This window comes from Streptomyces sp. NPDC047981, from assembly GCF_040653315.1.
Lineage (GTDB): Bacteria > Actinomycetota > Actinomycetes > Streptomycetales > Streptomycetaceae > Streptomyces.
Map to the genome: position 1 here is coordinate 42,455 of NZ_JBEZNQ010000035.1, position 26,141 is coordinate 68,595.

Sequence of the window (26,141 nt, forward strand, 5' to 3'; positions counted from 1 at the left end):
TCGTCCCCAGTCCGCTCAGCCCAACTCCGCCCCCGACGCCACCACCACCCCGTACAGATCGCCGATCGTCGCCAGCGCGCTGTCGTGGAGCTGCTCGGCGGCGACCGTGGGGGCGGCCCCTGCGACCCCCGTACGCAGGGGCCGGGTCGCGCAGGCGGCCGCGACGACGGTGGGGCGGTTTCCGCGCAGGAACGCCCCTTCGGCGGTGAACGTCACGCACATGTGGGTCATGAACCCGGCGATGACGACGTCCTTGTAACCGGCCGCGTCGACGTGCGTGCCCAGGTCGGTGTTCACGAAGGCGTTCGGGACCTGCTTCACGACGACCGCCTCGCCCTCGACGGGCGCCACGCTCGGGTGGATCGCGCCGATCTCGGCCCGGATGTCGTACGGGGTGCCCTCGCCGCCGTCGTTGACGACATGGATCACCGTCGCGCCCGCCTCGCGCGCCCCCCCGAGCAGCTCGGCGGCGGCTTCGAGCGCGGGCTGCCAGCCGTGCAACTCCATCACGCCGCGCGTGTAGGTGTTCTGGTAGTCGACGAGGATCAGCGTCGCGTCGGCCAGCGACGCGGGCGAGTCGTCGAAGCCGTTCAGCTCACGCAGCGTCGTGGACGCAGCTGCGGCCGTGGTCGTACTCATCGAAGTAGCCCCTCTTTCAGCGGTGTTCGCTCCGTCTGAAACGCTATGGCCGACCGCGACACGTCGGCAATGTCAACCAACTTGCAGATACGGACATTGCCCCAGGGCATCGAGAAGGAGCCCGATGGAACGCCTGATCGTCATCGTCCTCTTCGACGGCGTCGACCTCCTCGACGTCACCGGACCCCCCGAGGTCTTCGCGCTGCTGCGCCGCGAGACGGACGACGCGGCCGGCTACCGCGTGCTCCTGGCCGCCGAGACCATGGACCCGGTCACGACGTCCGCCGGCGTGCGGATCCTTCCGGACGTCACCTTCGACGAGGCGGCCACCCGCCCTGCGGACACGATCCTCGTCCCCGGTTCGGTCGAGGTCCGGACCGACGCGGACGGGCAGCGCCGCGTCCACGCCCTCGCCGACCCGGCCGTGGTCGACCGGGTCCGCGCCCTCGCCGCCCGGGCCCGCCGGGTCACCTCCGTCTGCGTCGGGGCGCACATCCTCGCCGCCGCCGGGCTGCTCGACGGCAAGCGCGCCACCACCCACTGGTCCACCGCCCGGCAGCTCGCGGCCGAGCACCCGCTGGTCGAGGTCGACGCCGACCCGATCTTCATCCGCGAGGGCGACGTCTGGACCGGCGCCGGGATCAGCGCCTGCCTCGACCTGTCCCTCGCCCTCGTCGCCGAGGACTTCGGCGAGAACGTCGCCCTGCGCGTCGCCCGCCAGCTGGTCATGTACCTCAAGCGCCCCAGCGGTCAGAGCCAGTTCAGCGTCCCGCTCGAACCGGTGTCGACGACCCGGCGCGTGGAGGACCTGCGCCACCACATCACCCGCCACCTCACCGACCCGCTCACGGTCGACGACCTCGCCGCGTACGCGAACGTCAGCAGCCGCCAGCTCACCCGGATCTTCAAGGACGAACTCGGCATGACCCCGGGCGTCTACGTCGAGGCCGCCCGCGTCGAACGCGCCCGCGCCACCCTCGAAACGACGGACGACACCCTCGAACGGATCGCGTCCACCTGCGGTTTCGGCACGACCGACACCCTGATCCGGGCCTTCCGCCGCCGCCTCGACACCACCCCGACCGAATACCGCCACCGCTTCCGCACAGCGGCTACGGGTGCATCCGGGCGCCCTTGAGCGCCTTGTCGACCGCGTTGCGCGGGCCGTACACGGCGAGGCCGACGACGTCGAGGGTGGCCGTCGGGACCGCTCGTACCGCGGCCCGGTTGTCGCGGTCGTTGCCGGTGGCGAAGAGGTCGGCGGTGAAGACCGCGCGGGGCAGGGCGCGCGCCAGGACGCGGCCGTGCGCGGCGGTCAGGGTCTCCTTGGACCCCTCGAAGACGAGGACCGGCTGCCGGAACATCGGCAGGTACGGGACGCCGTCGGCGTCGGCGTACGGCTCGCCGATCACCTCGGGGAGCTCCGCGCCGAGGCCGCTGACCAGGAAGGCCGTGACGTTCAGCCGCTGCCAGGTCTCCAGGTCCTCCCGCAGCAGCACGGCGATCTTGGTGTCGAACCGGACGGGCGCGTCGAGGTCGTTGTTCACGGGCTGAGAGTTCATGGACCGAGACTGCCGCGCACCGCCCTGCCCGTTCTTGTACGTTCCTGGCATGGTGGCGCGTGAATCGGTGGCGGCGTGGCGCCCGCGGATCCCGGGCGTCGTCGAGGTCTTCCATGCCCACTTCACCGAGCACGCGTACCCGATGCACGTCCACGACGCGTGGACGCTCCTGATCGTCGACGACGGCGCCGTCCGCTACGACCTCGACCGGCGCGAGCACGGCACCCCGCACGACACGGTGTCGCTGCTGCCGCCCCAGGTCCCGCACAACGGCTCCCCCGCCACCGACCACGGCTTCCACAAGCGGGTCGTCTACCTGGACCTGACCCAGCTGGACGAGAGCTTCATCGGCCCGGCCGTGGACGGCCCCGACCTCGCCGACCCGCTGCTGCGCGCCCGGGTCGGGCGGCTGCACACGGCGCTGGCCCACCCGGGCGACGCCCTGGAGGCGGAGAGCCGGCTGGCCCTGATCGCCGAGCGCCTCCGCGGCCATCTGCGGCCCCGCCTCGCCCGCCCGGACGCGCCCCGGCCGCCGGCCCGGGGCGTGGCGCACACCCTGCGGGAGCTGCTCGACGCCCGGCTCGACGACGGCGTGACCCTGGAGGAGGCCGCGCGGCTCCTGCACGCCCACCCCACCCATCTGGTACGGGCCTTCACCGCGGCCTTCGGCATCGCCCCGCACCAGTACGTGACGTCCCGCCGCGTCGCCCGGGCGCGCCGGCTCCTCCTCGCCGGCCGTCCCGTCGCCGAGGTGGCCACGGCGACGGGCTTCTACGACCAGTCGCACCTGACCCGCCACTTCAAGCGCCACGTCGGCACGACCCCGGGGCGCTTCGCTCAGAACCCGCCCACGCAGCTGAAGCCGCTGTAGCCGCTGCCGTAGCCGCCCGAGCCGCTCGTCCCGCTGCCGCCCGTGCTCCCGCGCGAGGGGGAAGAGGGCGGGGGCTGCGTGAGCGTGCGGTAGTTCTCGTGGAACAGCTCCTGCCACCAGACGGCGAACGCCGTGCCCGTCTCCCGTTCCGACTCCCGGAGCGCGGCGCGGTCCCACACCACGTCCGGCAGGTGCAGTTTCACCAGCGACTGCCGGAGGGCCGCCAGGCCGAGTCGCGGGATCCGCTCCGACAGCGCCGGGGCCGCCGGCACGTCCTCCCCGGGGACGTCGTGACGGAAGACGTACACCGTGCGCCCGGGCGTCCCGGGCTCGCCCAGCACGCGCCGGCCCCACACCGCCCGTTCCGCGAGCCGCGCCCGCCGCTCGCGCTCCTGCGCCCGCAGCCGGTCCTGCTCGCGGATCGCGGCCGCCGCCCTCTCCTGCTCGGCCCGGACCGCCGCGCGGATCTCCTCGCCGACCGGCGCGTACGCCGCGAAGGCCTCCCGGAGCGCCCGCTCGTACCGCACGCGGGTCTCCTCCCAGGTCCTCAGGGCGCGCCGCAGGGCCAGGTGCCTCCACAGCGGGAGAAGCACGGCCCGGGCGTGGGCGGCGCGGAGTTCGGCGCTGATCCGGTCCACGGTGCGGACGTGGGCGACCGCGGCGTTCACCCAGCGGTGGCACTCCTGCGGAGTGCACGGCACGAGCGCCCCGGTGGCGTCATGGAGGCCCGGGGTGCGCACGGAGAAGAAGGGGCCCTCGTACCGCGCGGCCAGCAGGTAGTCGGGGAAATGCTCGAAGACCCGGACCTTCCCCTCGACCCGTGCGACCTGCTCCTCGCCGCCCTGGCGGCCTGACAGCTCCCAGTAGTGGGAGAGGTGCGGTAATTCCGAGCGACGCATCGGCTCCACCCCCGCGGGTCGGGTCCCGGTCCCCTACCCCTTACCCCGCAGCAGCCCGCCCGCACCACCGACACGGACGGCCCGACCACCCGGACCCGCCCGCCCGCACCCGCCGAGCGGACTACCCGGACCCGCCCGCCCGCACCCGCCCGTACATCCACATGTCCCGCCGCTCGCCGCCCACTTCCTGCCAGGAGCGCAGCAGGCCCTCCCGTACGAAGCCGGCCCGTTCGGCCGTCTTCGCCGAGGCCTCGTTCCAGGGTTCGACCAGCAACTGCAGCCGGGGGATGCCCAGTTCGCCGAGTGCCCAGGCGCTCACCGCCGTCAGCGCGGCCGTGGCCGCGCCCTCGCCCCGGCAGGCGGGGACGATCCAGTAGCCGAGGGTGGCGCGGCCCTCGGGGAGGTCGCGGAGCCAGAGGCCGATCATGCCCGCCGGGCGGATGTCACGGCGGCGGACGACCACGAAGGAGTAGCCGGCGCCCGTCTCCGCGCGGCTCCACTGGCGGCGGACGAACGCCTCGCCCTCGCCTTCCGAGTACACCGGCGGGACCGTGTTCGTCAGCGGGATGTACGGGTCGGCCGACGCCTCCTCCACGAGCGGCAGGTCCGCCCGCTCCCAGGCCCGCAGCTCGTACGGTCCCGCGGCGAGCCGCGGCACGTCGAGGCTCACATCATCTCCAGGTATACCGCGAGCCGGTCGTACTCCTCCTTGACCCCGGCCTCCATGCCCGTCGCGAGGGCCTGGTCGCGGATCTCCGTCGACGGCCAGATCGACATGCTCGTGAGCGCCGTGCCGCCGTCGGGGGTGTCGTCGAAGGTGAGGGTGACGTGGACCGGCGGGCCCGGCATGAGCTCGAAGACCTCGGTGTAGACGAGGCGCTCGTTCGGCAGGATCTCCTCGTACGTGCCGGAGAAGACGATCTCGCGCCCGTCGGGCGCCTTCTGGCCCCAGCGCCACGCGCCGCCGGGCCTGAGGTCGATCTCGCAGACGGTCGTGGGCATGGCGGCCACGCCGTACCACTGACGGACGTGCTCGGGCCTGGTCCAGGCCTCCCAGACGCGGGCGGGCGGGGCGTCGAAGGTGCGGGTGATGACCAGCTCGCGGTCGGTCGGTGTCGTCAGCAGCGTGATCATGGCTCGCTCCCGCCTTCCCTGGCCCGTGGCCGTGCCACCCCTCCCCACCAGCATCACCCCGAACGCCCGAGGGCGGCACCCCCAGCAGGGAGTGCCGCCCTCGGTCGCGTACAGCTGTACAGCGAGGAGCTACCGAGCCGAGGCTCAGAAGTCCATGTCACCGCCCGGCATGCCGCCCGGAGCGGCCGCAGCGGCCTTCTCCGGCTTGTCGGCGATGACGGCCTCGGTGGTCAGGAACAGCGCGGCGATGGAGGCCGCGTTCTGCAGCGCGGAACGCGTCACCTTCGCCGGGTCGATGATGCCCTCGGCGATGAGGTCCACGTACTCGTTGGTCGCGGCGTTCAGGCCGTGGCCGACGGGCAGGTTGCGGACCTTCTCCGCCACGACGCCGCCCTCGAGGCCGGCGTTGACGGCGATCTGCTTCAGCGGGGCCTCCAGGGCCAGCTTCACGATCGCGGCACCGGTGGCCTCGTCGCCGGACAGGTCCGCCTCGAGCTTCTCGAAGACGTTGGAGGCCTGCAGCAGGGCCACGCCGCCACCGGCGACGATGCCCTCCTCGACGGCCGCCTTCGCGTTGCGAACGGCGTCCTCGATGCGGTGCTTGCGCTCCTTGAGCTCGACCTCGGTCGCGGCACCGGCCTTGATGACCGCCACGCCACCGGCGAGCTTCGCCAGGCGCTCCTGGAGCTTCTCGCGGTCGTAGTCCGAGTCGGAGTTCTCGATCTCGGCGCGGATCTGGTTGACGCGACCGGCGACCTGGTCGCTGTCACCGGCACCGTCGACGATCGTGGTCTCGTCCTTGGTGATGACGACCTTGCGGGCGCGGCCGAGCAGGTCCAGGCCCGCGTTCTCGAGCTTGAGGCCGACCTCCTCGGAGATGACCGTGCCGCCCGTGAGGATGGCGATGTCGTTCAGCATGGCCTTGCGGCGGTCGCCGAAGCCCGGGGCCTTGACCGCGACGGACTTGAAGGTGCCGCGGATCTTGTTGACGACCAGGGTCGACAGGGCCTCGCCCTCGACGTCCTCGGCGATGATCAGCAGGGGCTTGCCCGACTGCATGACCTTCTCCAGGAGCGGGAGCAGGTCCTTGACCGAGGAGATCTTGGAGTTGACGATCAGGAGGTACGGGTCGTCCAGGGACGCCTCCATACGCTCCATGTCGGTGGCGAAGTACGCCGAGATGTAGCCCTTGTCGAAGCGCATACCCTCGGTGAGCTCCAGCTCCAGACCGAAGGTCTGGGACTCCTCGACGGTGATGACGCCTTCCTTGCCGACCTTGTCCATCGCCTCGGCGATGAGCTCGCCGATCTGGGTGTCGGCGGCGGAGATGGAGGCCGTGGAAGCGATCTGCTCCTTGGTCTCGACATCCTTCGCCTGCTCGAGCAGGGCGCCGGAGACGGCCTCGACGGCCTTCTCGATGCCGCGCTTGAGGGCCATCGGGTTGGCGCCGGCCGCCACGTTGCGCAGGCCCTCGCGGACGAGCGCCTGGGCGAGGACGGTCGCGGTGGTCGTACCGTCACCGGCGACGTCGTCCGTCTTCTTGGCGACTTCCTTGACCAGCTCGGCGCCGATCTTCTCGTACGGGTCCTCGAGCTCGATCTCCTTGGCGATGGAGACACCATCGTTGGTGATCGTGGGGGCGCCCCACTTCTTCTCGAGGACGACGTTCCGGCCCTTGGGGCCAAGGGTGACCTTGACGGCGTCGGCGAGCTGGTTCATCCCGCGCTCGAGACCGCGCCGTGCCTCCTCGTCGAACGCGATGATCTTGGCCATGTGAAGTGGTCCTCCCGGACATGGGGTGGATAACGCTCCAGGACCGCGCCGACGCCCGCGACGGACGGCCTGCGTGCCCGGTGGTTCCTTGCCCCACCTGGCCGCGGACCTCGCCTGCCCGATCCTCGTAAGCACTCTCACCTTCAGAGTGCTAACGCCAATGATTAGCACTCGCCCCATGCGAGTGCAAGCGACTCCCATAGATCGGGCGACGGTCCTGACACCGACCGGGCGACGCCCCCGGGACACCGCGGCGCGGGCCGCGCACGCACGAGGGGTCCGCATCCTGGTCAGGATGCGGACCCCTCGGCGTGAGAACGCGTGAGATCGCCTGCGAAAGCGTGGCGACGCGTGCGTGCGTACGTGGTGGCCGATCGCGCCGTGCTCAGACGGCGAGCTTGACCATGTCCGCCTGCGGACCCTTCTGGCCCTGCGAGATCTCGAACTCGACCCGCTGACCCTCTTCAAGGGTGCGGTAACCGTCCATCTGGATCGCGCTGTAGTGGACGAATACATCCGCACCACCGTCGACCGCGATGAAGCCGTAGCCCTTCTCCGCGTTGAACCACTTGACGGTGCCCTGAGCCATGCCTAACTCCCCTATTACTGGCCCTTGCGCGGGGCCGCACTTCACGGACCCGGGTCAGACCCTGCGCCGGAACGCGTCGACCGCGGCTGAATGTATCTGCCCAACTGCCCTCTGCAACAGGTCATTCGGGCGAGAATTCTGGGCACGCCGTAAAGGAGAATTCCGGAGGATTTATTGAATTCCGGGGCAAGTCGGGCCCGGCAAAGTGCGCAGAAGGTACAGATCGCGCGCGCACTTTGGCTGCTTCTTGTCACGTGGGGACGCATTCTCATATGCGCCTGGCACGGAGCAGCGGGGTGAAGCCGGGGGGACTTCCCCAACTCTACCGCGCTCAACCATGCAGAATTGCCCCCTCCGCTTCTCTCGCGGAGGGGGCAATTCGGTTACGCCGGGTAACTACACGGCGATCGGTGGTCGGCGATCAGCAGCCGCCGGCGACCGCCGGGATGATCGAGACGCCCGCGCCGTCCGGCGTCGCCGTCTCCAGGCCCTGCTCGAAGCGCACGTCGTCGTCGTTCACGTAGACGTTCACGAAGCGGCGCAGCTTGCCCTGGTCGTCCAGGACGCGCGCGGCGATGCCCGCGTGGTTCTTCTCCAGGTCCGAGATGACCTCGGACAGGGTCGCGCCCTCCGCCGGAACCTCGGCCTGGCCGCCCGTGTAGGTACGGAGGATGGTGGGGATACGGACCTTGACGCTCATGTGCTGCTGCCTTCCGTGAACGGACGAGTGGGGGTCAGTGGGCCAGGCCGGCGGCGCGGAACGCGTCCAGGCTCGGCTTGATGGTGGCGGTCGCCTGGGAGGTGTCGGCCACCGCGTCCAGGGTCTTGAGGCCGTCACCCGTGTTGAGCACGACCGTGGTGAGGGTCGGGTCGATGAGGCCGGCCTCGACCAGCTTCTTCGTCACGCCGACCGTCACGCCGCCCGCCGTCTCGGCGAAGATGCCCTCGGTCCTGGCCAGGATCTTGATGGCGTCGACGACCTGCTCGTCGTTCACGTCCTCCACGGCGCCGCCGGTGCGGCGGGCGATGTCGAGGACGTACGGGCCGTCGGCCGGGTTGCCGATGGCCAGCGACTTGGCGATGGTGTTCGGCTTCTGGGGGCGTACGACGTCGTGACCGGCCTTGAAGGCGGCGGACACCGGCGAGCAGCCCTCGGCCTGGGCGCCGAAGATCTTGTACGGCTTGTCCTCGACCAGGCCCAGCTTGATGAGCTCCTGGAGGCCCTTGTCGATCTTGGTGAGCTGCGAGCCGGAGGCGATCGGGATGACGAGCTGGTCCGGGATGACCCAGCCGAGCTGCTCGCAGATCTCGTACGCGAGCGTCTTGGAGCCCTCGCCGTAGTACGGACGCAGGTTGACGTTGACGAAGCCCCAGCCCTCGCCCAGCGGGTCGCCGATGAGCTCGGAGCAGAAGCGGTTGACGTCGTCGTAGTTGCCCTCGATGCCGACCAGCTCGCCGCCGTAGACGGCGGCCATGACGACCTTGCCCTGCTCCAGGTCGTGCGGGATGAACACGCAGGAGCGGAAGCCGGCGCGGGCGGCGGCGGCGCCGACGGCGCCGGCCAGGTTGCCGGTGGAGGAGCAGGAGAGCGTGGTGAAACCGAAGGCGCGGGCGGCCTCCAGGGCCTGGGCGACGACGCGGTCCTTGAAGGAGTGCGTCGGGTTGCCGGAGTCGTCCTTGACGAAGAGCTTGCCGGGCTCGACGCCCAGCTCGGCGGCGAGGTTGTCGGCCTGGACGAGCTTGGTCCAGCCCGGGTTCAGGTTCGGCTTCTCGGCGACGTCGGCGGGGACGGGCAGCAGCGGGGCGTAGCGCCAGATGTTGGCGGGGCCGGCCTCGATCTGCTTGCGCAGCGCCTCGGGGTCACCGACGGGCAGGTCGTACGCGACTTCGAGGGGGCCGAAACACAGCTCACAGGCGAAGATCGGGCCGAGTGCGAATACTTCACCGCATTCCCGGCAGGAAAGGCCGGAAGCGGGACCGAGATCGACGGTCTGAGCGGTGTCGGGGGTAGCAGTCTGTACAGCCATGGAGGCGAGGCCCTTTCTCCTCATCTTTCTCATGGCGAACGTCGCCATGAGACGGATTTGGCACCTTCCCTAGCCGGGAGCCTCGCGGGCGCAGTGGCGACGACTGGCGTCGACTGCGGACGAGTGACCGACTGGAGGGTTGCCGGGGCTTCAACGGGCCGTTTCCCTCTGCCCCTCTGGATGAGCGGTATTCGATTGTGAGACGCGGGCGGCACCCCGACATGCATCGGGGATCCGCGTTGTTCAAGACTGTAACCGAAGGCCCGGAGGGTTGAACCTGCCGTCCGAACCGCGAGATGGAGATCACGTGCTGGAGGAAGTGGAGCGCTGGCTGGGCCGGCGGTCCTGGTCCGTGGCGGACCGTTCGCTCGACCGCGTCCTGGCGGCGAAGCACGGGACGACGGTCAGCGTCGTGCTGCCCGCGCTGAACGAGGAGGCGACGGTCGGCGAGATCGTCGCCGTCATCCGGCGCGAGCTGATGACCGAGGCGGTTCCGCTGGTGGACGAGCTGGTGGTGATCGACTCCGGCTCCACCGACCGAACGGCGGAGGTGGCGGCGGCGGCCGGGGCGCGGGTGGTGGCCCGGGACGCGATCCTGCCCCGGATACCGGCCGTGCCCGGGAAGGGCGAGGTGCTGTGGCGGTCACTGATGGTGACCGAGGGGGACATCGTCTGCTTCGTCGACGCGGACCTGCGGGACTTCTCCGCGGACTTCGTCACCGGCATCGTCGGCCCGCTGCTCACCGACCCGGACGTCGCCTTCGTGAAGGCGATGTACGACCGCCCGCTCGGCGACACCCCAGGTCAGGGCGGTCGGGTGACGGAGCTGGTGGCGCGGCCGCTGCTCAATCTGCACTGGCCGCAGCTGGCCGGTTTCGTCCAGCCGCTGGGCGGCGAGTACGCGGCGCGGCGCTCGCTGCTCGAACGGCTGCCGTTCCCGGTCGGTTACGGAGTGGAGCTGGGCCTGCTCGTGGACGCGCTGCACACGGTCGGCCTGGACGCGCTCGCCCAGGTGGACGTCGGGGTCCGCAAGCACCGGCACCAGGACGGGCGGGCGCTCGGCCGGATGGCGGCGGCGATCTACCGGACGGCGCAGCTGCGGCTCTCCCGGGGCCATCTGGTGCGGCCGCTGCTGACCCAGTTCGAGCGCGGCGAGGAGGGCTTCACCCCGCGCACGTACCCGGTGGACACGGAGGAGCGGCCGCCGATGGTCGAGATCGCGGAGTACGCGCACCGCCGCGTGGCGTAACGCCGGATGATTGTGTTTTTTGCCTACATTTCCGTTTTATGCGGTTCGACAATCGAATGACCATGTCGCTGGCGGCCCTCGCCCTGGCCGCCGGCTCCCTCGGCTCGCTCCCGCTCACGCTCGCCGCGGCCGGTCCTGCCGCGGCGGACGTGGTGGAGCCCTTCGGCAAGCGCTACGACGCCTCGCTGTACGGCGACTTCACGACCATCGGCAACACGGTCATGGGCTGCCCCACGGCCCCCGCCGACCTGGCCGCGCGCTGCGCCACCGCCGCCTCCGGGCAGGGCGGCGACAACAACAACACCTTCGTCATGCGGCGGATCAACGCCGCCTCCATGGAGGCCGGTTACGGCTCGAGCACCGGCCACGTCGTCGTCCCGGCGGGGGCGAGGGTCGCGTACGCCCGGCTGTTCTGGGGCGGCAACGACGGTACGTACAAGGGGCCGAGCGGGGCGCAGGTGAAGCGCTGCGACATCTCCGGCGCCGATGTGGCGGCCTCGCCGGGCGACCACGCCACCACCGCGCCGCACATCAAGGTCGGGGCGGGTGCCGCGACGCCGGTCTCGATCGACAGCCTGGTCACCGACCCGGCCGACACCAGCGGCCCGCACTACTACACCGGCGAGTCGGACGTGACGGCCGCGTTCGCGGGCGTGACCGGGACGGACGCGCAGGTGGCGGTCGGCAACATCTGGGCGCCGGAGGGCAAGGGCTGCGTCGCGGGCTGGTCCCTGACGGTGGTGTACGCGTTCCCCGGCCCCGAGCCGACCCACGCGCCGGACCGCCGCAACGTGTACGTCTACGGCGGGCACGTCCTCCAGCGGTCCTCCTCCCCCGCGACCACGGTCACCGTCGACGGCTTCCACCGGACGACGGGCAAGGCACGGGCGAGCGTGACGGCGTACGAGGGCGACTGGAACACCCCGGGTGACAGGTTCCTCGTCGACGGCAGGAACGTCACCGAGGCCCACACGGGCAACACCGGCAACTTCTTCGTCAGCGAGGACGACGGCGCCGTATCGCCGAAGCTCCGGAACAACCTGTCCATCGACGCCAAGGCCTTCGACATCCCGGAGGGCGCGATCCCGGTGGGCGCGCGGTCGGCGGAGCTGACGTTCACGACGACGGGTGACACGTACGTGCCCTCCGCGCTGGCCTTCTCCGTCCCGGTGCCGGACCTGGAGATCACCAAGACGGCGAAACCGGAGAAGGTGGAGCCGGGCGACACGGTGACGTACACGGTCACCGCGAAGAACACCGGCCGGCTCGACCACCCGAACGCCACGTTCGGCGACGACCTGACCGACAACCTCGACGACGCCGACTACCTGGGCGACGCGAAGGCGACCCTCGGCAAGGTCACGTACGACGCACCGAGGATCGGCTGGGTCGGTGACATCCCGGCCGGGGAGACGGCGACGGTCACGTACTCGGTGAAGGTCCACGACCCGGTGCGCGGCGACGGCAAGCTCCTCAACAGCGTCGTGGTCGAGTCGCCCCGCTCGAACTGCGGCAGGGGCAGCGAGGACCCGGCCTGCGCGGTGGCCCCGGTCGTCGAGCCGCCGAAGCCCGAGCCGAGCCCGAGCCCGTCCCCCACGGAGCCGAAGCCGAAGCCCACGCCGTCGGACCCGGTGGACCCCTCGCCGTCCCCGTCGCCTTCCTCCAGAGAGTCGGAGACGACCCCGGCCCCCGCCCCCACCACCCACCAGCCCCGCCCGAAGCCGCACGAGCCCGCCGGCCCGCACGGCCCCGGCGGCTCGATGGCCGAGACGGGCTCCAGCGGTGAGCGGCTCTGGCTGCTCGGCGGACTGGCGCTCGCCCTGGCCGCGACCGGCCTGGTGGCCAAGGCCGCCCTGCGGGGACGCCGCGACCACTGAGCCGCGACGACTGACCCGTTACCACTGAGCCGCGACGGCGGCGAGGATTCGCCAGAGTCGTATACGTACGTTTGAGCGTTTACGTCACGGGCTAGGTTCGCCACATGGCTTCTGTGCTCGTGGCGTCCAACCGGGGTCCCGTCTCGTACGCCCTCGCCGCCGACGGCACCCTCAGTGCCCGGCGCGGCGGGGGCGGACTCGTCTCGGGCCTGAGCGCGATCTCGTCCGGCTCCTCCCAGGAGAGCGTGTGGGTGTGCGCGGCCCTCGGCGAGGGCGACCGGGAGGCGGTCCGGCGCGGGGAGTCCGAACCGGGCGTACGGATGCTGGACATCGCCCCCGAGATCTACGCCGACGCGTACAACGGCATCGCGAACTCGGTCTTGTGGTTCCTCCACCACCACCTGTACGAGATCCCCCGCGAACCGGTCTTCGACGCGGAGTTCCGGCGCCGCTGGGACTCGTACCGCAGCTACAACCGCGCCTTCGCCGAGGAGCTGGCGGCGAGCGCCGACGAGGGCGCGGCGGTCCTGGTCCAGGACTACCACCTGGCCCTGGTGCCGGGGCAGCTCCGCGAACTCCGCCCCGACCTGCGGATCGGCCACTTCACGCACACGCCGTGGGCGCTGCCGGAGTACATGCGGATGCTCCCGGAGGACGTCCGCGAGGAGCTGCTCTGGGGCATGCTCGGCGCGGACGAGCTGGGTTTCCACACCTGGGGATGGGCGCAGGCCTTCATCACCGGCGCCCACATCCGCGGCCCGCACGGCGAGGCCGACGGCTTCTGGCGCAGCGACGACCCCTGGCGCGGGGTGGAGCACCGCAGGGCGGGCGGCGAGCCGCGCCGCACCCGGGTGCACGTCTTCCCCCTGGGGGTGGACGGCGACGACCTCCGCTCGCTCGCCCACACCCCCGAGGTCGACGACCGGCTGGCCGCGCTGCGGGCCGAGATCGGCGACCGGCGGACGATCGTGCGGGTGGACCGCACGGAGCTGTCGAAGAACATCGTCCGCGGCCTGCTGGCCTACCGGGAGCTGCTCCGGGACCACCCGGAGTGGCACGGCGGGGTCGTCCACCTGGCCTCGGCGTACCCCTCCCGCCAGGACCTGGAGGTCTACCGCGCGTACACGGCGTCGGTCGCCGACCTCGCGGCGGAGATCAACACGGAGTTCGGCACGGACGACTGGCAGCCGGTCCTGCTCTCGGTACGGGACGACTTCCCCCGCTCGCTCGCCGCGTACCGCCTCGCGGACGTGGCCCTGATCAACCCGGTCCGCGACGGCATGAACCTGGTCGCCAAGGAGATCCCGGTGGTCTCGGAGGCAGGCTGCGCCCTGGTCCTCTCCACGGGCGCGGGTGCCTACGAGGAACTGGGCGAGGACGCCCTGACGGTGAACCCGTACGACGTCTCGGAGACCGCCCGCGCCCTGTACCGCGCCCTGACGATGCCCCCCACCGAACGCACGGACCGCACCAAGCGCCTGGCGGCCGCCGCGACGGCGATGCCGCCGCAGCGCTGGTTCCTGGAGCAGCTGGAGGCCCTGCGGGGGGACACCCCCGAGGGCCGTTCCGGCAGCTAGGGAGCGTCTTCTCCGATCGCGCGGGCCAGTTCCGTCAGGAACGCCACCACCCCCGCGGGCCCCGGCACCGACAGGTCGGCGCGGTCGGACAGTTCCTGGACCTCCGTGGAGCCGCTGCAGACCAGGAGGCCGGGGGTGCCGTCCGAGCGGAGTTTCTCCACCGCCGCGAAGGCGGGCAGGTCGCCCAGGTCGTCGCCCGCGTACAGGACGGACCCGGCGCCGATCTCGCGTACGTACTCGGCGAGCGCCACGCCCTTGTCCATGCCCGGTGGGCGCAGTTCGAGGACCATGCGGCCGGGTTCGAGGACCAGGCCGTGGCGGGCGGCGAGGTCGGCGAGCGGGGCCTTGAGGGCTTCGAAGGCCGCCTGGGGGTCGGTGGAGCGGCGGGTGTGGACCGCGACCGCGCGGCCCTTCTCCTCGATCCAGGTGCCCGGCCAGGCGCCGACACCGTCGAGGAAGCCGGGCAGCTCGGCCCTGACGGCGGCCACTCCCGGATGCACCGCGGCGGCCTGGACGGTGCCGGTGACCGCGTCCCAGCGCTCGGCGCCGTAGTGCCCGAGGACGACGAGGTGTTCCAGGCCGGGGACGCCGGCGAAGCCGCCGTAGCGGACCGCGACGCCCGCGGGGCGGCCGGTCACCACGGCGACCGAGGCGATCCTGGGTGCCAGGGCGGAGAGCGCGGGGACGGCGCCGGGGTGCGCGCGGGCCTGTTCGGGGTCGGGGACGATCTCGGCGAGCGTCCCGTCGAAGTCGAGGGCGACGACGGCTTTCTCCGGCCGGTCGAGAAGCGCGGCCAGGCCGTCGCGGCCTGTGGAATGGGGTGTCCCCTGCTCGAACAGAGCCGAGAGCTGGGGGAAGGTCGGGTGCGGAAGGCTGCTGACCATACGACGACCCTACCGACGCGGCCTCAGCGGCGCTGCTCCTTCTCCGCACGGACCCGGCGCAGTCGGTTGACGGTCACCGGGTCGTGCGCGAGGGCCCGCGGATCGTCGAGGAGGGCGTTGAGGAGCTGGTAGTAGCGGGTCGCGGAGAGGCCGAGCCGCTCGCGGACGGCCCGCTCCTTGGCGCCGGGGCCCGGCCAGGAGCGGCGCTCGAAGGCGAGCACGGCCCGCTCCCGCTCCCCGAGCCCGGTGTCGTCGCCCGGAGCGTCGTCGGCTCCGGGGGCGCTCGCGTCGGTCGTACCAGTCATACGACCAACCTATTACCCCCGCGGCCCTGCCCGGCTACTCCGCGCTCTCGGCCGCCGTCGCCTTGCGGGCTATCCCGCCCAGCACGTCGGCCGGCTTCGCGCCCGGGGTGACGGCCTTGCCGATGTTCTGCTTGATCAGGTCGCTGACCTGGGCCCAGGAGGTCTTGCCGACCGGCGGGAGCTGCGAGTTCGGCAGCTCGGAGAGGAACTCGTGGAGGTCCTTGTGCTCCGGGTCGTTCTCCATCCGGGAGTACGCGCTGACGGTCGGCGGCAGCAGGTCGTTGCCGCCGGCGAACTTCAGGACGTTCTCGTCGCTGAAGACGAAGTCGAGGAAGTCGCCGATCTGCGTGCGGTGGCCGTTCTGCTTGAAGCCCATGATCCAGTCGGCGACGCCCATGGACGCCTTCGACGTGCCGTCCGCGCCGGGCAGCGCGACCTTGCCGACCTTGACGCCCTTCTTCTCGGCCTCCTGCATCAGCGAGGGGTGGCCGTTGAGCATGCCGACCTCGCCGCGCGAGAAGGCGGCGAAGGCGTCCTTGCGGTTGAGCTTGCCGGGGGCGACGGGGCCGGTGAGCTCCTTCTGGACCAGCTCGGTCTTCAGCCAGTCGAAGGTCTTGATGTTCTGCTCGGAGTCGATCCGGTAGCGGTCGGAGCCGTCGGTGTAGCCGTCGCCGCCGGCGAGCAGCCACATCAGGGTCTCGGCCTGCGCCTCCTCGGGGCCGAGCGGCAGCGCGAAGGGGTACTTCACGTCCTTGGCCTTCAGCTTCTTCGCCGCCGCTGCCAGCTCGTCCCAGCTGGTCGGCGGCTTGCTGATGCCGGCCTCGTCGAAGAGGTCCTGGTTGAAGAAGAGCAGCCGGGTGGAGGCGGCGAAGGGCAGTCCGTACTGGGTCCGCTTGTGCTCGCCCGCGGCGACGAGCGGGGCGAGGAAGTTGGCCTGGACGGGGACGGAGAGCAGTTCGTCGGCGGAGTAGAGCTCGCCCGCTGCGGCGTAGTCGGCGTAGGCGCCGATCTGGGCGATGTCGGGGGCCTGGCCGGCCTTGACCATCTCGGCGACCTTGCGGTCGACGTCGTTCCAGGACTCGATCTGGACCTCGACCTGGACGCCGGGGTTCTCGGCCTCGTAGGCGGCGGTCAGCTCGTCCCAGTACTTCTTGGTGGTGTCGCCGCCGTTCAGGTCGTAGTCGGCGGCGACGAGCTTGAGGGTGACGTCCGAGGCGGCGCTCTCGGTGAGGCCGCAGCCGGAGAGACCCGCGGTCAGCCCCAGCGCGGCGATCGTCGCGGTCAGTCCAATGAATCGCCGCTGCACAGCGTTGCCCCACCCTCTGCTCGTCCTTGAGCTGTGATTTTCACAGGAGAGGAAGCATAAGGTCTACACCACTTGGGTAGGTCCCCGGTCTGGAGTGAAGACCTTGTGAAGCCCTTCACGCCTGGTCACGCCTACCGCTCTCGAATTTGTATCCGAGCGCAACAATATCGGCCAGTGGACTAGACCTTTCGGGCAGGAACGGGCGAGACTGTTCCCGTGAGACACGTCATCGCCCTCGATGTGGGCGGCACCGGCATGAAGGCCGCCCTCGTCGGGGCGGACGGCACCCTGCTCCACGAGGCACGGCGCGCCACCGGGCGCGAGCGCGGCCCGGACGCCGTGGTCGAGACGATCCTCGACTTCGCCGCCGAGCTGCACGCCCACGGCCTCGACCGGTACGGCGAGCCCGCCGCGGCCGCCGGGGTCGCCGTCCCCGGCATCGTCGACGCCGCCCGCGGCATCGCCGTCTACGCCGCCAACCTCGGCTGGCGCGACGTGCCCATGCGCGCCCTGCTCAGCGAGCGCCTCGACGGCATCCCCGTCGCCCTCGGCCACGACGTGCGCACCGGCGGCCTCGCCGAGGGCCGGATCGGCGCGGGCAACGGCGCCGACCGCTTCCTCTTCGTGCCGCTCGGCACCGGCATCGCCGGCGCCATCGGCATCGGCGGGGTCATCGAGGCCGGCGCCCACGGCTACGCCGGCGAGATCGGCCACATCGTGGTCCGCCCCGGCGGTACGGAGTGCGGCTGCGGCCAGCGCGGCTGCCTGGAGCGGTACGCCTCCGCCTCCGCCGTCTCCCAGGCCTGGGCCGCCGCCTCCGGCGACCCCGACGCGGACGCCGCCGACTGCGCCAAGGCGGTCGCGGACGGCGACCCGCGGGCCGTCCAGGTCTGGCAGGAGGCCGTCGACGCCCTCGCGGACGGCCTGGTCACCGCGCTCACCCTGCTGGACCCCCGCACACTCATCATCGGTGGCGGTCTCGCCGAGGCCGGGGAAACCTTGTTCACACCACTGAGGGCCGCCGTCGAGGAACGCGTCACGTTCCAGAAGCTGCCCGCCGTCGTACCGGCAGCCCTCGGGGACACCGCCGGATGCCTGGGCGCGGGCCTCCTCGCCTGGGACCTTCTCTCCCTCGACTCGGAGGTATCCGCCTGATGGCCGTTTCCACAGTTCTCGCCGGAGCCCGCGTGGTGCTGCCGACCGGCATCGTCGAGAACGGACGGGTGATCGTCGACGGCGGTCGCATCGCGGGCGCCGCGCCCGCCGACGCGGCGACGCTCGACCTCACGGGCCACTGGGTCGTCCCCGGCTTCGTCGACATGCACAACCACGGCGGCGGCGGAGCCTCCTTCACCTCCGGCACCGTCGAGGACATCCTCACCGGCGTCCACACCCACCGGCTGCACGGCACCACCACCGTCGTCGCCTCCTTCGTGACCGGCGAGATGGACTTCCTCACCCAGCGCGCCGGGCTGCTCTCCGAGCTCGCCGAGCAGGGCGAGATCGCGGGCATCCACTTCGAGGGCCCGTTCATCGCCCCCTGCCGCAAGGGCGCGCACGACGAGACGCTGCTGCGCGACCCCGACCCGGCCGACGTCCGCAAGCTGATCGACGCCGCGCGCGGCCAGGCCAAGATGGTCACCCTCGCCACCGAACTCCCCGGCGGCATCGACTCCGTACGCCTGCTCGCCGAGCACGGCGTGGTCGCCGCGATCGGCCACACCGACGCGACGTACGAGCAGACCGTCGAGGCCATCGACGCGGGCGCAACCGTCGCCACCCACCTCTACAACGCGATGCCCGCGCTCGGCCACCGCACGCCCGGCCCGATCGCCGCGCTCCTGGAGGACGAGCGGATCACCGTCGAGCTCATCAACGACGGCACCCATCTCCACCCGGCCGCCCTGGAACTGGCGTTCCATCACGCCGGGCCCCGGCGCGTCGCGTTCATCACGGACGCCATGGACGCGGCCGGCTTCGGCGACGGCCTCTACTCGCTCGGCCCGCTGGCCGTCGAGGTGAAGGACGGCGTCGCCCGGCTCGTCGAGGGCGGCTCCATCGCCGGCTCGACCCTCACCCTGGACCGCGCGTTCAAGCGCGCGGCCACGATCGACAAGCTCCCCGTGGAGTCCGTCGTCCAGGCCATCTCGGCCAACCCGGCGCGGGTGCTCGGCATCGACGACCGCGTCGGCTCCCTGGAGCCCGGCAAGGACGCCGACCTGGTCGTCCTCGACGCGGACTTCGACGTCAAGGGCGTGATGCGCAAGGGCAGCTGGGTGGTTGAACCCGACCTGGCGTGATATCGCCCCATCGGACGTACGGCGGTTGGCCCGGGGACTGGGCCAACCGCCTTCTCTTTGGCATGATCGGGGCGCGTTCCACGGCTGTTCCCACAGCTGTTGCCACGGCTGTGTTCAACGGCTGTTCCGAGAACATTCGACGAGGTACGGGGGTACGGCAGGTGATTCTCACGGTCACCCTCAACACGGCGCTCGACCTCACCTATCGCGTACCGGCCCTCGTCCCGCACGCCTCCCACCGCGTCACCCAGGTCATCGAACGCCCCGGCGGCAAGGGCCTCAACGTCGCCCGCGTGCTGGCCGCCCTCGGCCACGAGACGGTCGCCACGGGCTTCGCCGGCGGCTCGACGGGCGAGGTCCTCCGCGCCCATCTGGCGGGCGGCCCCGTCGTCGACGCGCTGGTCCCGACCGCCGGCACCACGCGCCGCACGGTCGCGGTCGTCGACGCCGCGACCGGCGACACCACCCAGCTCAACGAACCCGGCCCGGCCATCACCCCCGCCGAGTGGACCGCCCTCACCACCCACTACACCGCCCTTCTCGCGGACGCCTCCGCGGTGGCCCTGTGCGGCAGCCTCCCGCCCGGCATCCATGTCGGCGCGTACGCGGAGCTGATCCGGCTCGCCCGCGCCGCCGGCGTCCCGGTCCTCCTCGACACCAGCGGCGAACCCCTGCGGCGCGGCATCGCGGCCCGCCCCGACGTCGTCAAGCCCAACGCCGACGAACTCGCCCAGCTCACCGGCTCCCGCGAACCCCACCGCGCCACCCGCGACGCCCGCCGCCGCGGCGCGCACGCCGTGGTCTCCTCCCTCGGCCCCGACGGCCTGCTGGCCGCCACCCCGGACGGCCTCTGGCGCGCGGCCCCGCCGTCCCCGGTCAAGGGCAACCCGACCGGCGCGGGCGACTCGGCCGTCGCGGGCCTGCTGTCGGCCCTGGTCGAGAAGCTCGACTGGCCGGACCGCCTCACCCGCGCGGTCGCCCTCTCGGCGGCGACGGTCCTCGCCCCGGTGGCGGGCGAGTTCGACCGCCCGGCGTACGAGGACCTGCTCCCGCGTGTGACGGTGACGGAGCAGCCGGCGGCGGCGTGACGCGACGAAAAGCCCCCGGGGACCGAAGTCCCAGGGGGCTTTTCACCGTCTGTCGCTCAGAGGCTGCGGCGCAGATGCCGCTCCGAGGCTGCCTCAGAGGTTGCTGATCTTCACCCAGTCGAGGATCACGTCGCACTGGTTCCCCTGCTCGCAGGAGAGCATGATCGTGTTCTTCCCCTTCTCGAGCGAGACCTGGGACCACGTGGTCTGCCAGTTCTTCTCCAGGTTGGGGTCCGAGGAACCGATGAAGTTCTTCAGGTTCATCGGGTTCGTGTTCGCCTTGCCGTTGACGGTCACGGTGGCGTTCGCGTCCTTCGCGGGGACCGCGTAGCGCACGGACATCTTGTAGGTGCCGGCCTCCGGCACCTCGGTCTGCCACGTGGCGGACGCGCCGACCGCGTTGAAGCCGGTCACGTACGCGCCGCCCGCGCTCTCCGCGCCCTTGATGTCCTTGGCGAGGGACGCCGGGCCACCCAGCTTGAGCGTGGCCGCGTCCTGCTGCGGCAGCGGGGCCTCGGACGGCTCCGTGCTGGGCGACTGGGACGGGTCCTCCTGGACCTGCGTGGACCCGTCGGTCGGCTTGCCGCCCGCGGTGCCGCCGTTGGTGTCGTCGCCGCCCGAGTTGGTGATCACGGCGGCCGTGATACCGATCACGACGACGGCGACGACCGCGATCGCGCCGATCAGCAGCCCCTTGGTGTTCGGGCCGCGACCGCCGCCGGCGCCACCGCGCTGGTGCGGGATCTGCCGGGTCTGCGAGCCGCCCGGGTACGTCTCGGGGGCGGCGTACTGCGGGTGCGGCTGGCCGTACGCGGGCTGCTGCGGGACCTGCTGGCCGGGCTGCTGCGGGTAGCCGCCGGGGCCGCCCTGGGGCCCCTGGCCGTAACCCTGCGCACCGCCGTACTGGCGCTCGCCGACCGTTCTGACCTGGTTGTACGAGGTCCGGGGCACGCCCGGCTGCGCGGCCGGTCCGGGGTAGCCGTAGCCACCGCCCTGACCCGGCGGCTGGGCGCCTGCCGCCTGGCCGTCCGCGTACAGGTAGCCGAACGGATCGTCGTCCTCGGGCTTGTTCGCGCCGTCGTTACCGGCAGCCATCCCTGGTCACTCCTATCCATGCTCGCCAGCCGTCGCCGACCGGCCGAGCCTACCCCGAACGGGGAACCCGGCGATCCGGACCTTGACAGGCACGGGGTCCGCGCACCCCTATCCGGCGCGGCGGTGGACCTTCGCGCGGGACCGCTTCTCGATGTACATCCGCTGGTCGGCGGAGTTCAGGACCTCTTCGACGGTCATCCCGCACTCTGCCCAGCCGATGCCGAAACTCGCTCCGACGCGGACCGCCCGCCCGTCGACCCGGATCGGCGGAATGATCGCGTTGCGCAGCCGCACGGCCAGGTCGGCGGCGTCGGCCGCGCCGAGGCCGTCGGCGAGGACGACGAACTCGTCACCGCCGAGGCGCGCGACGGTGTCCCCGTCGCGAACGCCGGTGGTCAGGCGCCGGGCGACCTCGATGAGGACGGCGTCGCCGGTGTGGTGCCCGAACCGGTCGTTGATCGACTTGAAGCCGTCGAGGTCGCAGAAGAGGACCGCGAGCCCCTTCGTCCCGTCGTCGATGTCCCCGCCGGCCGGGGCGACGGTGTGGACGTGGTGGTCGTACGGCCCGCCGGCGCCGGCACCGGGCCCGGCGTCGAAGCCGAAGCCGTGCTCGTGGCCGTAGGGGGCGTCGTAGTCGGCCTCCGGCGTCGCGTGCGGGCGCTCGCAGAGCCGGGCGCTGAGCCGGGAGCGCAGCTCGGCGCTGTTGGGCAGGCCGGTGAGGGCGTCGTGCGAGGCGCGGTGGGCGAGCTGGAGCTCGTGGCGCTTGCGCTCCTCGATGTCCTCGACGTGGGTGAGCAGGAAGCGCGGGCCGTCGGCGGTGTCGGCGACGACGGAGTTGCGCAGGGAGACCCAGACGTACGTGCCGTCGCGGCGGCCGAGGCGCAGCTCGGCGCGGCCGCCCTCGGCGGAGGTGCGCAGCAGGGTCCCTATGTCCTCGGGGTGGACGAGGTCGGCGAAGGAGTAGCGGCGCATCACGGAGGCGGGCCGGCCGAGGAGGCGGCACAGGGCGTCGTTGGTGCGCAGCAGGCGGCCGTGCTGGTCGCCGCCCATCTCCGCGATGGCCATGCCGGAGGGGGCGTACTCGAAGGCCTGCCGGAACGACTCTTCACTGGCGCGCAGCGCCTGCTGCTCGCGCTCCAGGCGGACGAGGGCGCGCTGCATGTTGGCCCGCAGCCGGGCGTTGCTGATCGCGATCGCCGACTGGGAGGCGTACATCTGCAGGGCCTCCTGGCCCCAGGGGCCGGGGTGCCGGCCGTTGCGCGGCCGGTCGACGGAGATGACGCCGAGCAGCTCACGGCCGGAGCCGGAGGCGTACATGGGGGCGTAGAGGCGGTCGTGCGGGTGCCACTCGTCCTCGAAGCGGGGCGCGGGGCCGTCGGTGTGCCACTGCGGGACGTCGTCCTCGATGAGGACCCAGCCCTCGGTGTGCGGGATGAACCGCAGGTCGCCCCAGGCGACACCCATGGAGAGGCGGCGTTCCCAGGAGGCGCGGGAGCCGACCCGGCCGGTGATCAGCGCTTCGGCGGCGGGGCTGCCGGCGAACGCGGCGACGACCAGGTCACCGTCGGGGCGGACGAGGTTGACGCAGGCCAGCTCGTAGTTGAGACCGGCGACGATGCCGTCGGCAACGGTCTGCAGGGTGTCCGCCAGGCTGCGGGCTGTATTGAGGTCGGCCACGACCTGATGCAGCTGCCGCAGGGTCGCAAGACGGACGTACGGCTCCGACTCGGTCTCCATCGCTCGCTCTCCCCGAGACCTCGACAGCAACTCCAGGGGTTCTCATCGGCTCTCGTGCTGCATTGTCTCCGCCACTGAATCACAGCGAGCTGTGCACCCGGTACACAGGGTCAACAAATACTGCACTCTGTGACTCAAGTCACAAGGGGCGGAAGGGGGTGGGAGGGGGTGGGAGGGGGTCTCGGCGGCCCGTCTGAACGCGCTCCCGCACCTCGCCGCGCGCCCCCGTGAACACGGGATGAACAACACCGTACGGTCCTGTGGACGATGGTCCTAGGACCCGCGGGGGTGCTTGGCCTGGTCCCGGGGTCCGATGTAAAGGGGCGCGGGCCGGGGCTAGCGTGCGGGTGTGCTGACGACGACGCCTTCCCCGCCCCCCACCTCGGATCTGGCGATCCCTCATGCTGAGGGGGTGAGCAACGACGAGTTCCGGGCGGCGATGTCCCGCCTGGCGGCGGGCGTGGTCCTGGTGACGGCCCACGACCCGGACGACGGCCCGCGCGGCGAGGACGTCGGGATGACGGCGACCGCGTTCATGTCGGTCTCCCTGGACCCGCCGCTGGTCCTGGTGAGCCTGCGCAACGGCTCCCGCATGGACGACCTGCTCGCCGAGGTGCCCGTGTGGGCGGTCTCGGTCCTCTCGGAGCGACAGCGCCACATCGCGGGCCGCTTCGCGATGAAGGGCCGGGTGAGCGACCGCCTGCTCTTCGCGGACGTGCCGTCCGTCCGGGGCGAGGAGAGCGGCGCACCGCTGCTCTCGGGCGCGCTGGCGACGCTCGAATGCCGTACGGAGAACCGGGTGGTGGCGGGCGACCACACGCTGGTCGTGGGCCGCGTCCTGACGGCGAAGGTCCCGACGGCGACGGAGGACGACCCGCTGACGTACTTCCGGGGCAAGTACCGCCGCCTGGGCTGAACGCGGCCGCGCGGCGCTCGGGGGCGCGGGTGCTCGGGGTGATCCGGAGCGCGGGGACCTCCGGGGTGCGCAGCCCTCCGGGACACAGGGCCCTCCAGCACGCGGGTGTCTCGGGGCGCGGGCCTTCGGGGCGCCGGGCGCTCCGAGCTTCGGGATCGTGGGGTCAGCCCCAGTCGCGGCCCTGGCGGCCGCGCTTCGTCTCCGAGCGCTGTTTCTTCACCCGCAGCCGGCGCTCGTTGATGCCGCGCGGAATCTTCGTCGCCCGCCGGGGCTTCGGCGGCGGGGCCGTCGCCTCCGCGAGCAGCGCGGCCAGCCGGACGGCCGCCGTCTCCCGGTTGCGCCACTGCGAGCGGTGCTCCGACGCGCGGACCGTCACCACCCCGCCGACGAGCCGCGAGGCGAGCCGTTCGAGCGCGCGCGCCTTCCAGACCTCGGGCAGTGCCTCCGTCGACGCCAGGTCGAAGCGGAGCTCCACCTGCGAGTCGCTGGTGTTGACGTGCTGCCCACCCGGCCCCGACGACCGCGAGAAACGCCACATGAGCTCGGCCTCGGGAAGCGAGACGGAGCCGCGGATCAGATACGGACCGGACATGCGTCCATGTTCCCCGGACGTGCTCCCGCACGTCATCCTGTTTTCGTACACGTTCCGCACCGTGGAACCGGCGGGGCACCGTCCGCGTTATCCCCGGTGACGAACGCAGAACCTGATGCAGGGCCTGACGCAGGACCTCACCAAGGCACGAAGAAAGGGACTTCCCATGGCTGTAAGCCTGTCCAAGGGCGGCAACGTCTCCCTGACCAAGGAGGCCCCGGGCCTGACCGCCGTCACCGTGGGCCTCGGCTGGGACGTCCGTACCACCACCGGCACCGACTTCGACCTCGACGCCTCCGCGATCGGTGTCGACGGCGCCGGCAAGGTCGCCTCCGACGCGCACTTCGTCTTCTTCAACAACAAGGCGACGCCGGACCAGACCATCGTCCACACCGGCGACAACCGCACGGGCGAGGGCGGCGGCGACGACGAGCAGATCAACGTCAACCTCGCGGCCCTCCCGCCGACCGTCGACAAGATCGTCTTCCCGGTCTCCATCTACGACGCGGTCAACCGCTCGCAGAACTTCGGCCAGGTGCGGAACGCCTACATCCGCATCATCAACCAGGCCGGCGGCGCCGAGATCGCCCGCTACGACCTCTCCGAGGACGCCGCCGTCGAGACCGCGATGGTCTTCGGCGAGCTGTACCGCAACGGCCAGGAGTGGAAGTTCCGCGCGGTCGGCCAGGGTTACGCCTCCGGCCTGGAGGGCATCGCCCGCGACTTCGGCGTCAACCTCTGACGTACCTGACGTACGCACGGGCCATGGCCCAGGGAGCCCCGGCGCGCTCGGCGCACCGGGGCTCTCCCCTGTCCGCACCCCGCGCCGCCACGCCCCCGGCTCCGGATCCGGCGGAATGTCGACCTCCCGTCCGGACTGCGTAACGGTCCCCCGGGCCACGGATGTCCACGCTCCCGCCAGGGCACATTCGAACGGTCACGCACACGTTTCGAGCCAAGCGAAGGTACACGGGGGCTACCATGCGCACTTCCCGATCAGCCAGATGGAAGACCTGCACGCTCGGGTTCGCGGCGGCCGCCGCGCTCCTGACGACGACGGCCTGTCAGTCCGACGACGGTCCGGGCGACGCCAAGAAGCCCACGCCGCCCGCCACGACGGCATCGGCGACTCCCTCGACGGCCGCCCCGTCGTCCGCTCCACCGACCAGCGCGCCGCCCACCGCACCCCCCACGACCACCGCTCCCGAACCGGGCAGGAGCACGGGCACGGGGGACGGCGGCACGTCGACCGCCGTGGCCTGCAACGACAACGACCTGTCGATCGCGACCTCGGCCTGGCGGATGGACTCGGGCCAGCACCTGCTCATCACGGCCACCAACTTCACCGACACGCCCTGCACGCTCTACCACCACCCGCGCATCGGCTTCGGCGCCACGATCGACGGCCCGATCCCGGCCATGGGGTCCAAGCCGAAGGCGATCGTCACGATCGGGCCGAAGCAGAAGGCGTACGCGGGCCTGTTCCTGTTCCGGGGCGGGCAGCGGACGGTCGCCGTGGAAGCGGTCTCCATCGGCTACCAGGACCGCGCACCGGGCAGCAACGCCGACGTGGCCATGCTCGATGTCTCGTTCCCGAGGGAGATGGGCTCGGGGAACGTCGGCCCCGACCCCAGGACCACGTACTGGCACCGCGACCAGCGCACGGTCGAGGACATCCTGTTCAGGTCGGGCGCGAGCAGGTCCTAGCGCTCACGGCCCGA

Annotated in this window: 26 protein-coding genes and 1 riboswitch; of the genes, 11 read left to right on the forward strand and 15 right to left on the reverse strand. The window is 71.8% G+C overall.

Features of this window, described 5'->3' with window-relative positions:
• Positions 1 to 15: 15 nt before the first annotated feature.
• Positions 16 to 639 carry a cysteine hydrolase family protein gene (locus tag AB0E14_RS21685; protein ID WP_362420333.1) on the reverse strand — a complete coding sequence of 208 codons (624 nt, stop codon included), beginning with the start codon at positions 637 to 639 and terminating at the stop codon, positions 16 to 18.
• 124 nt (positions 640 to 763) lie between these two features.
• On the opposite strand from AB0E14_RS21685, the gene AB0E14_RS21690 reads away from it, so the two are divergent.
• Complete coding sequence (locus AB0E14_RS21690; RefSeq protein WP_362420336.1) at positions 764 to 1,777, forward strand: DJ-1/PfpI family protein; 1,014 nt, start codon at positions 764 to 766, stop codon at positions 1,775 to 1,777.
• On the opposite strand, the gene AB0E14_RS21695 is transcribed toward AB0E14_RS21690, so the two are convergent.
• On the reverse strand, positions 1,752 to 2,201 hold the full coding sequence (locus AB0E14_RS21695) for a DUF2000 domain-containing protein (protein ID WP_362420339.1): 450 nt from the start codon (positions 2,199 to 2,201) through the stop codon (positions 1,752 to 1,754). The genes AB0E14_RS21690 and AB0E14_RS21695 overlap by 26 nt on opposite strands.
• 49 nt (positions 2,202 to 2,250) lie before the next feature.
• Here AB0E14_RS21695 and AB0E14_RS21700 point away from each other — a divergent pair, with 49 nt between their 5' ends.
• Entirely contained in the window at positions 2,251 to 3,072 is an 822-nt protein-coding gene (locus AB0E14_RS21700) for an AraC family transcriptional regulator (RefSeq protein ID WP_362420341.1), read from the forward strand.
• Here AB0E14_RS21700 and AB0E14_RS21705 read toward each other — a convergent pair.
• From AB0E14_RS21705 to thrC, 7 genes are all read right to left on the reverse strand, one after another.
• Entirely contained in the window at positions 3,039 to 3,971 is a 933-nt protein-coding gene (locus AB0E14_RS21705) for a hypothetical protein (RefSeq protein WP_362420343.1), read from the reverse strand. The genes AB0E14_RS21700 and AB0E14_RS21705 overlap by 34 nt on opposite strands.
• A gap of 121 nt (positions 3,972 to 4,092) precedes the next feature.
• Positions 4,093 to 4,641: a GNAT family N-acetyltransferase gene (locus tag AB0E14_RS21710; RefSeq protein WP_362420346.1), complete on the reverse strand. Its 549-nt coding sequence runs from the start codon at positions 4,639 to 4,641 to the stop codon at positions 4,093 to 4,095.
• Positions 4,638 to 5,105: an SRPBCC family protein gene (locus tag AB0E14_RS21715; RefSeq protein WP_362420349.1), complete on the reverse strand. Its 468-nt coding sequence runs from the start codon at positions 5,103 to 5,105 to the stop codon at positions 4,638 to 4,640. The genes AB0E14_RS21710 and AB0E14_RS21715 overlap by 4 nt, the downstream gene beginning before the upstream one ends.
• 144 nt (positions 5,106 to 5,249) lie before the next feature.
• The gene (gene groL / locus AB0E14_RS21720; RefSeq protein WP_362420352.1) at positions 5,250 to 6,878 is read right to left on the reverse strand and encodes a chaperonin GroEL; all 1,629 of its coding nucleotides are present in this window, start codon (positions 6,876 to 6,878) and stop codon (positions 5,250 to 5,252) included.
• Between the two features lie 385 nt (positions 6,879 to 7,263).
• Positions 7,264 to 7,467, reverse strand: coding sequence for a cold-shock protein (locus AB0E14_RS21725; protein WP_005315736.1), 204 nt, complete (start codon positions 7,465 to 7,467; stop codon positions 7,264 to 7,266).
• 421 nt (positions 7,468 to 7,888) lie between these two features.
• Positions 7,889 to 8,167 (reverse strand): MoaD/ThiS family protein, encoded by a 279-nt coding sequence (locus tag AB0E14_RS21730; protein ID WP_361960523.1) that lies wholly within the window; start codon positions 8,165 to 8,167, stop codon positions 7,889 to 7,891.
• A gap of 34 nt (positions 8,168 to 8,201) precedes the next feature.
• Positions 8,202 to 9,518 carry a threonine synthase gene (gene thrC, locus AB0E14_RS21735; protein WP_362420355.1) on the reverse strand — a complete coding sequence of 439 codons (1,317 nt, stop codon included), beginning with the start codon at positions 9,516 to 9,518 and terminating at the stop codon, positions 8,202 to 8,204.
• Positions 9,512 to 9,681, reverse strand: a riboswitch (SAM riboswitch). Its footprint overlaps the gene before it by 7 nt.
• Positions 9,682 to 9,801: 120 nt before the next feature.
• Here thrC and AB0E14_RS21740 point away from each other — a divergent pair.
• The 3 genes from AB0E14_RS21740 (at position 9,802) to AB0E14_RS21750 (ending at position 14,197) form a co-directional block, all read left to right on the forward strand.
• On the forward strand, positions 9,802 to 10,743 hold the full coding sequence (locus AB0E14_RS21740) for a glucosyl-3-phosphoglycerate synthase (protein WP_362420359.1): 942 nt from the start codon (positions 9,802 to 9,804) through the stop codon (positions 10,741 to 10,743).
• Positions 10,744 to 10,781: 38 nt separating this feature from the next.
• Positions 10,782 to 12,620 (forward strand): DUF11 domain-containing protein, encoded by a 1,839-nt coding sequence (locus AB0E14_RS21745; RefSeq protein ID WP_362420362.1) that lies wholly within the window; start codon positions 10,782 to 10,784, stop codon positions 12,618 to 12,620.
• Positions 12,621 to 12,724: 104 nt separating this feature from the next.
• Positions 12,725 to 14,197 carry a trehalose-6-phosphate synthase gene (locus AB0E14_RS21750; RefSeq protein ID WP_362420365.1) on the forward strand — a complete coding sequence of 491 codons (1,473 nt, stop codon included), beginning with the start codon at positions 12,725 to 12,727 and terminating at the stop codon, positions 14,195 to 14,197.
• Here AB0E14_RS21750 and otsB read toward each other — a convergent pair.
• From otsB to AB0E14_RS21765, 3 genes are read right to left on the reverse strand one after another with little or no spacing between them, the layout of a single operon-like run.
• Positions 14,194 to 15,081 (reverse strand): trehalose-phosphatase, encoded by an 888-nt coding sequence (gene otsB / locus AB0E14_RS21755; RefSeq protein WP_362420368.1) that lies wholly within the window; start codon positions 15,079 to 15,081, stop codon positions 14,194 to 14,196. The two genes, AB0E14_RS21750 and otsB, sit on opposite strands and share 4 nt — an antisense overlap.
• Before the next feature lie 23 nt (positions 15,082 to 15,104).
• Complete coding sequence (locus AB0E14_RS21760) at positions 15,105 to 15,386, reverse strand: DUF3263 domain-containing protein (protein ID WP_362420372.1); 282 nt, start codon at positions 15,384 to 15,386, stop codon at positions 15,105 to 15,107.
• 34 nt (positions 15,387 to 15,420) lie between these two features.
• The gene (locus AB0E14_RS21765) at positions 15,421 to 16,692 is read right to left on the reverse strand and encodes an extracellular solute-binding protein (protein ID WP_362420375.1); all 1,272 of its coding nucleotides are present in this window, start codon (positions 16,690 to 16,692) and stop codon (positions 15,421 to 15,423) included.
• Positions 16,693 to 16,908: 216 nt separating this feature from the next.
• Here AB0E14_RS21765 and AB0E14_RS21770 point away from each other — a divergent pair, with 216 nt between their 5' ends.
• From AB0E14_RS21770 to AB0E14_RS21780, 3 genes are all read left to right on the forward strand, one after another.
• Positions 16,909 to 17,847 (forward strand): ROK family protein, encoded by a 939-nt coding sequence (locus AB0E14_RS21770; protein ID WP_362420378.1) that lies wholly within the window; start codon positions 16,909 to 16,911, stop codon positions 17,845 to 17,847.
• Positions 17,847 to 18,992: an N-acetylglucosamine-6-phosphate deacetylase gene (nagA, locus tag AB0E14_RS21775; protein WP_362420381.1), complete on the forward strand. Its 1,146-nt coding sequence runs from the start codon at positions 17,847 to 17,849 to the stop codon at positions 18,990 to 18,992. The genes AB0E14_RS21770 and nagA overlap by 1 nt, the downstream gene beginning before the upstream one ends.
• Positions 18,993 to 19,153: 161 nt before the next feature.
• The gene (locus tag AB0E14_RS21780) at positions 19,154 to 20,080 is read left to right on the forward strand and encodes a 1-phosphofructokinase family hexose kinase (RefSeq protein WP_362420384.1); all 927 of its coding nucleotides are present in this window, start codon (positions 19,154 to 19,156) and stop codon (positions 20,078 to 20,080) included.
• A gap of 93 nt (positions 20,081 to 20,173) precedes the next feature.
• On the opposite strand, the gene AB0E14_RS21785 is transcribed toward AB0E14_RS21780, so the two are convergent.
• Entirely contained in the window at positions 20,174 to 21,175 is a 1,002-nt protein-coding gene (locus AB0E14_RS21785) for a CBM35 domain-containing protein (RefSeq protein ID WP_362420387.1), read from the reverse strand.
• A 108-nt stretch (positions 21,176 to 21,283) separates the two neighbouring features.
• A complete protein-coding gene (gene cdgB / locus AB0E14_RS21790; protein WP_362420390.1) occupies positions 21,284 to 22,912 on the reverse strand; it encodes a diguanylate cyclase CdgB in 1,629 nt (542 codons plus the stop codon).
• Between the two features lie 349 nt (positions 22,913 to 23,261).
• Between cdgB and AB0E14_RS21795 the strand changes: the two genes are divergently transcribed.
• Positions 23,262 to 23,828, forward strand: coding sequence for a flavin reductase family protein (locus AB0E14_RS21795; protein ID WP_362420393.1), 567 nt, complete (start codon positions 23,262 to 23,264; stop codon positions 23,826 to 23,828).
• A gap of 163 nt (positions 23,829 to 23,991) precedes the next feature.
• Here the strand turns inward: AB0E14_RS21795 and arfB are convergent, their stop codons facing one another.
• The gene (gene arfB, locus AB0E14_RS21800) at positions 23,992 to 24,420 is read right to left on the reverse strand and encodes an alternative ribosome rescue aminoacyl-tRNA hydrolase ArfB (RefSeq protein ID WP_362420396.1); all 429 of its coding nucleotides are present in this window, start codon (positions 24,418 to 24,420) and stop codon (positions 23,992 to 23,994) included.
• 166 nt (positions 24,421 to 24,586) lie between these two features.
• On the opposite strand from arfB, the gene AB0E14_RS21805 reads away from it, so the two are divergent.
• Together AB0E14_RS21805 and AB0E14_RS21810 are read left to right on the forward strand one after the other, a co-directional pair.
• Positions 24,587 to 25,162, forward strand: a complete 576-nt coding sequence (locus AB0E14_RS21805; RefSeq protein WP_362420399.1) for a TerD family protein — start codon at positions 24,587 to 24,589, stop codon at positions 25,160 to 25,162.
• 239 nt (positions 25,163 to 25,401) lie between these two features.
• Positions 25,402 to 26,127 carry a DUF4232 domain-containing protein gene (locus AB0E14_RS21810; RefSeq protein WP_362420402.1) on the forward strand — a complete coding sequence of 242 codons (726 nt, stop codon included), beginning with the start codon at positions 25,402 to 25,404 and terminating at the stop codon, positions 26,125 to 26,127.
• The last annotated feature ends 14 nt before the right edge of the window (positions 26,128 to 26,141 follow it).

Coding starts and splice junctions, on each gene's coding strand:
- arfB (WP_362420396.1), bottom strand. CDS start 24,420: ATGTCCGGTCCGTATCTGATCCGCGGCTCCGTCTCGCTTCCCGAGGCC.
- AB0E14_RS21750 (WP_362420365.1), top strand. CDS start 12,725: ATGGCTTCTGTGCTCGTGGCGTCCAACCGGGGTCCCGTCTCGTACGCC.
- groL (WP_362420352.1), bottom strand. CDS start 6,878: ATGGCCAAGATCATCGCGTTCGACGAGGAGGCACGGCGCGGTCTCGAG.
- AB0E14_RS21715 (WP_362420349.1), bottom strand. CDS start 5,105: ATGATCACGCTGCTGACGACACCGACCGACCGCGAGCTGGTCATCACC.
- AB0E14_RS21690 (WP_362420336.1), top strand. CDS start 764: ATGGAACGCCTGATCGTCATCGTCCTCTTCGACGGCGTCGACCTCCTC.
- AB0E14_RS21785 (WP_362420387.1), bottom strand. CDS start 21,175: ATGGCTGCCGGTAACGACGGCGCGAACAAGCCCGAGGACGACGATCCG.
- AB0E14_RS21745 (WP_362420362.1), top strand. CDS start 10,782: ATGCGGTTCGACAATCGAATGACCATGTCGCTGGCGGCCCTCGCCCTG.
- AB0E14_RS21760 (WP_362420372.1), bottom strand. CDS start 15,386: ATGACTGGTACGACCGACGCGAGCGCCCCCGGAGCCGACGACGCTCCG.
- AB0E14_RS21730 (WP_361960523.1), bottom strand. CDS start 8,167: ATGAGCGTCAAGGTCCGTATCCCCACCATCCTCCGTACCTACACGGGC.
- nagA (WP_362420381.1), top strand. CDS start 17,847: ATGGCCGTTTCCACAGTTCTCGCCGGAGCCCGCGTGGTGCTGCCGACC.
- cdgB (WP_362420390.1), bottom strand. CDS start 22,912: ATGGAGACCGAGTCGGAGCCGTACGTCCGTCTTGCGACCCTGCGGCAG.
- AB0E14_RS21700 (WP_362420341.1), top strand. CDS start 2,251: ATGGTGGCGCGTGAATCGGTGGCGGCGTGGCGCCCGCGGATCCCGGGC.
- thrC (WP_362420355.1), bottom strand. CDS start 9,518: ATGAGGAGAAAGGGCCTCGCCTCCATGGCTGTACAGACTGCTACCCCC.
- AB0E14_RS21810 (WP_362420402.1), top strand. CDS start 25,402: ATGCGCACTTCCCGATCAGCCAGATGGAAGACCTGCACGCTCGGGTTC.
- AB0E14_RS21725 (WP_005315736.1), bottom strand. CDS start 7,467: ATGGCTCAGGGCACCGTCAAGTGGTTCAACGCGGAGAAGGGCTACGGC.
- AB0E14_RS21805 (WP_362420399.1), top strand. CDS start 24,587: ATGGCTGTAAGCCTGTCCAAGGGCGGCAACGTCTCCCTGACCAAGGAG.
- AB0E14_RS21695 (WP_362420339.1), bottom strand. CDS start 2,201: ATGAACTCTCAGCCCGTGAACAACGACCTCGACGCGCCCGTCCGGTTC.
- AB0E14_RS21685 (WP_362420333.1), bottom strand. CDS start 639: ATGAGTACGACCACGGCCGCAGCTGCGTCCACGACGCTGCGTGAGCTG.
- otsB (WP_362420368.1), bottom strand. CDS start 15,081: ATGGTCAGCAGCCTTCCGCACCCGACCTTCCCCCAGCTCTCGGCTCTG.
- AB0E14_RS21705 (WP_362420343.1), bottom strand. CDS start 3,971: ATGCGTCGCTCGGAATTACCGCACCTCTCCCACTACTGGGAGCTGTCA.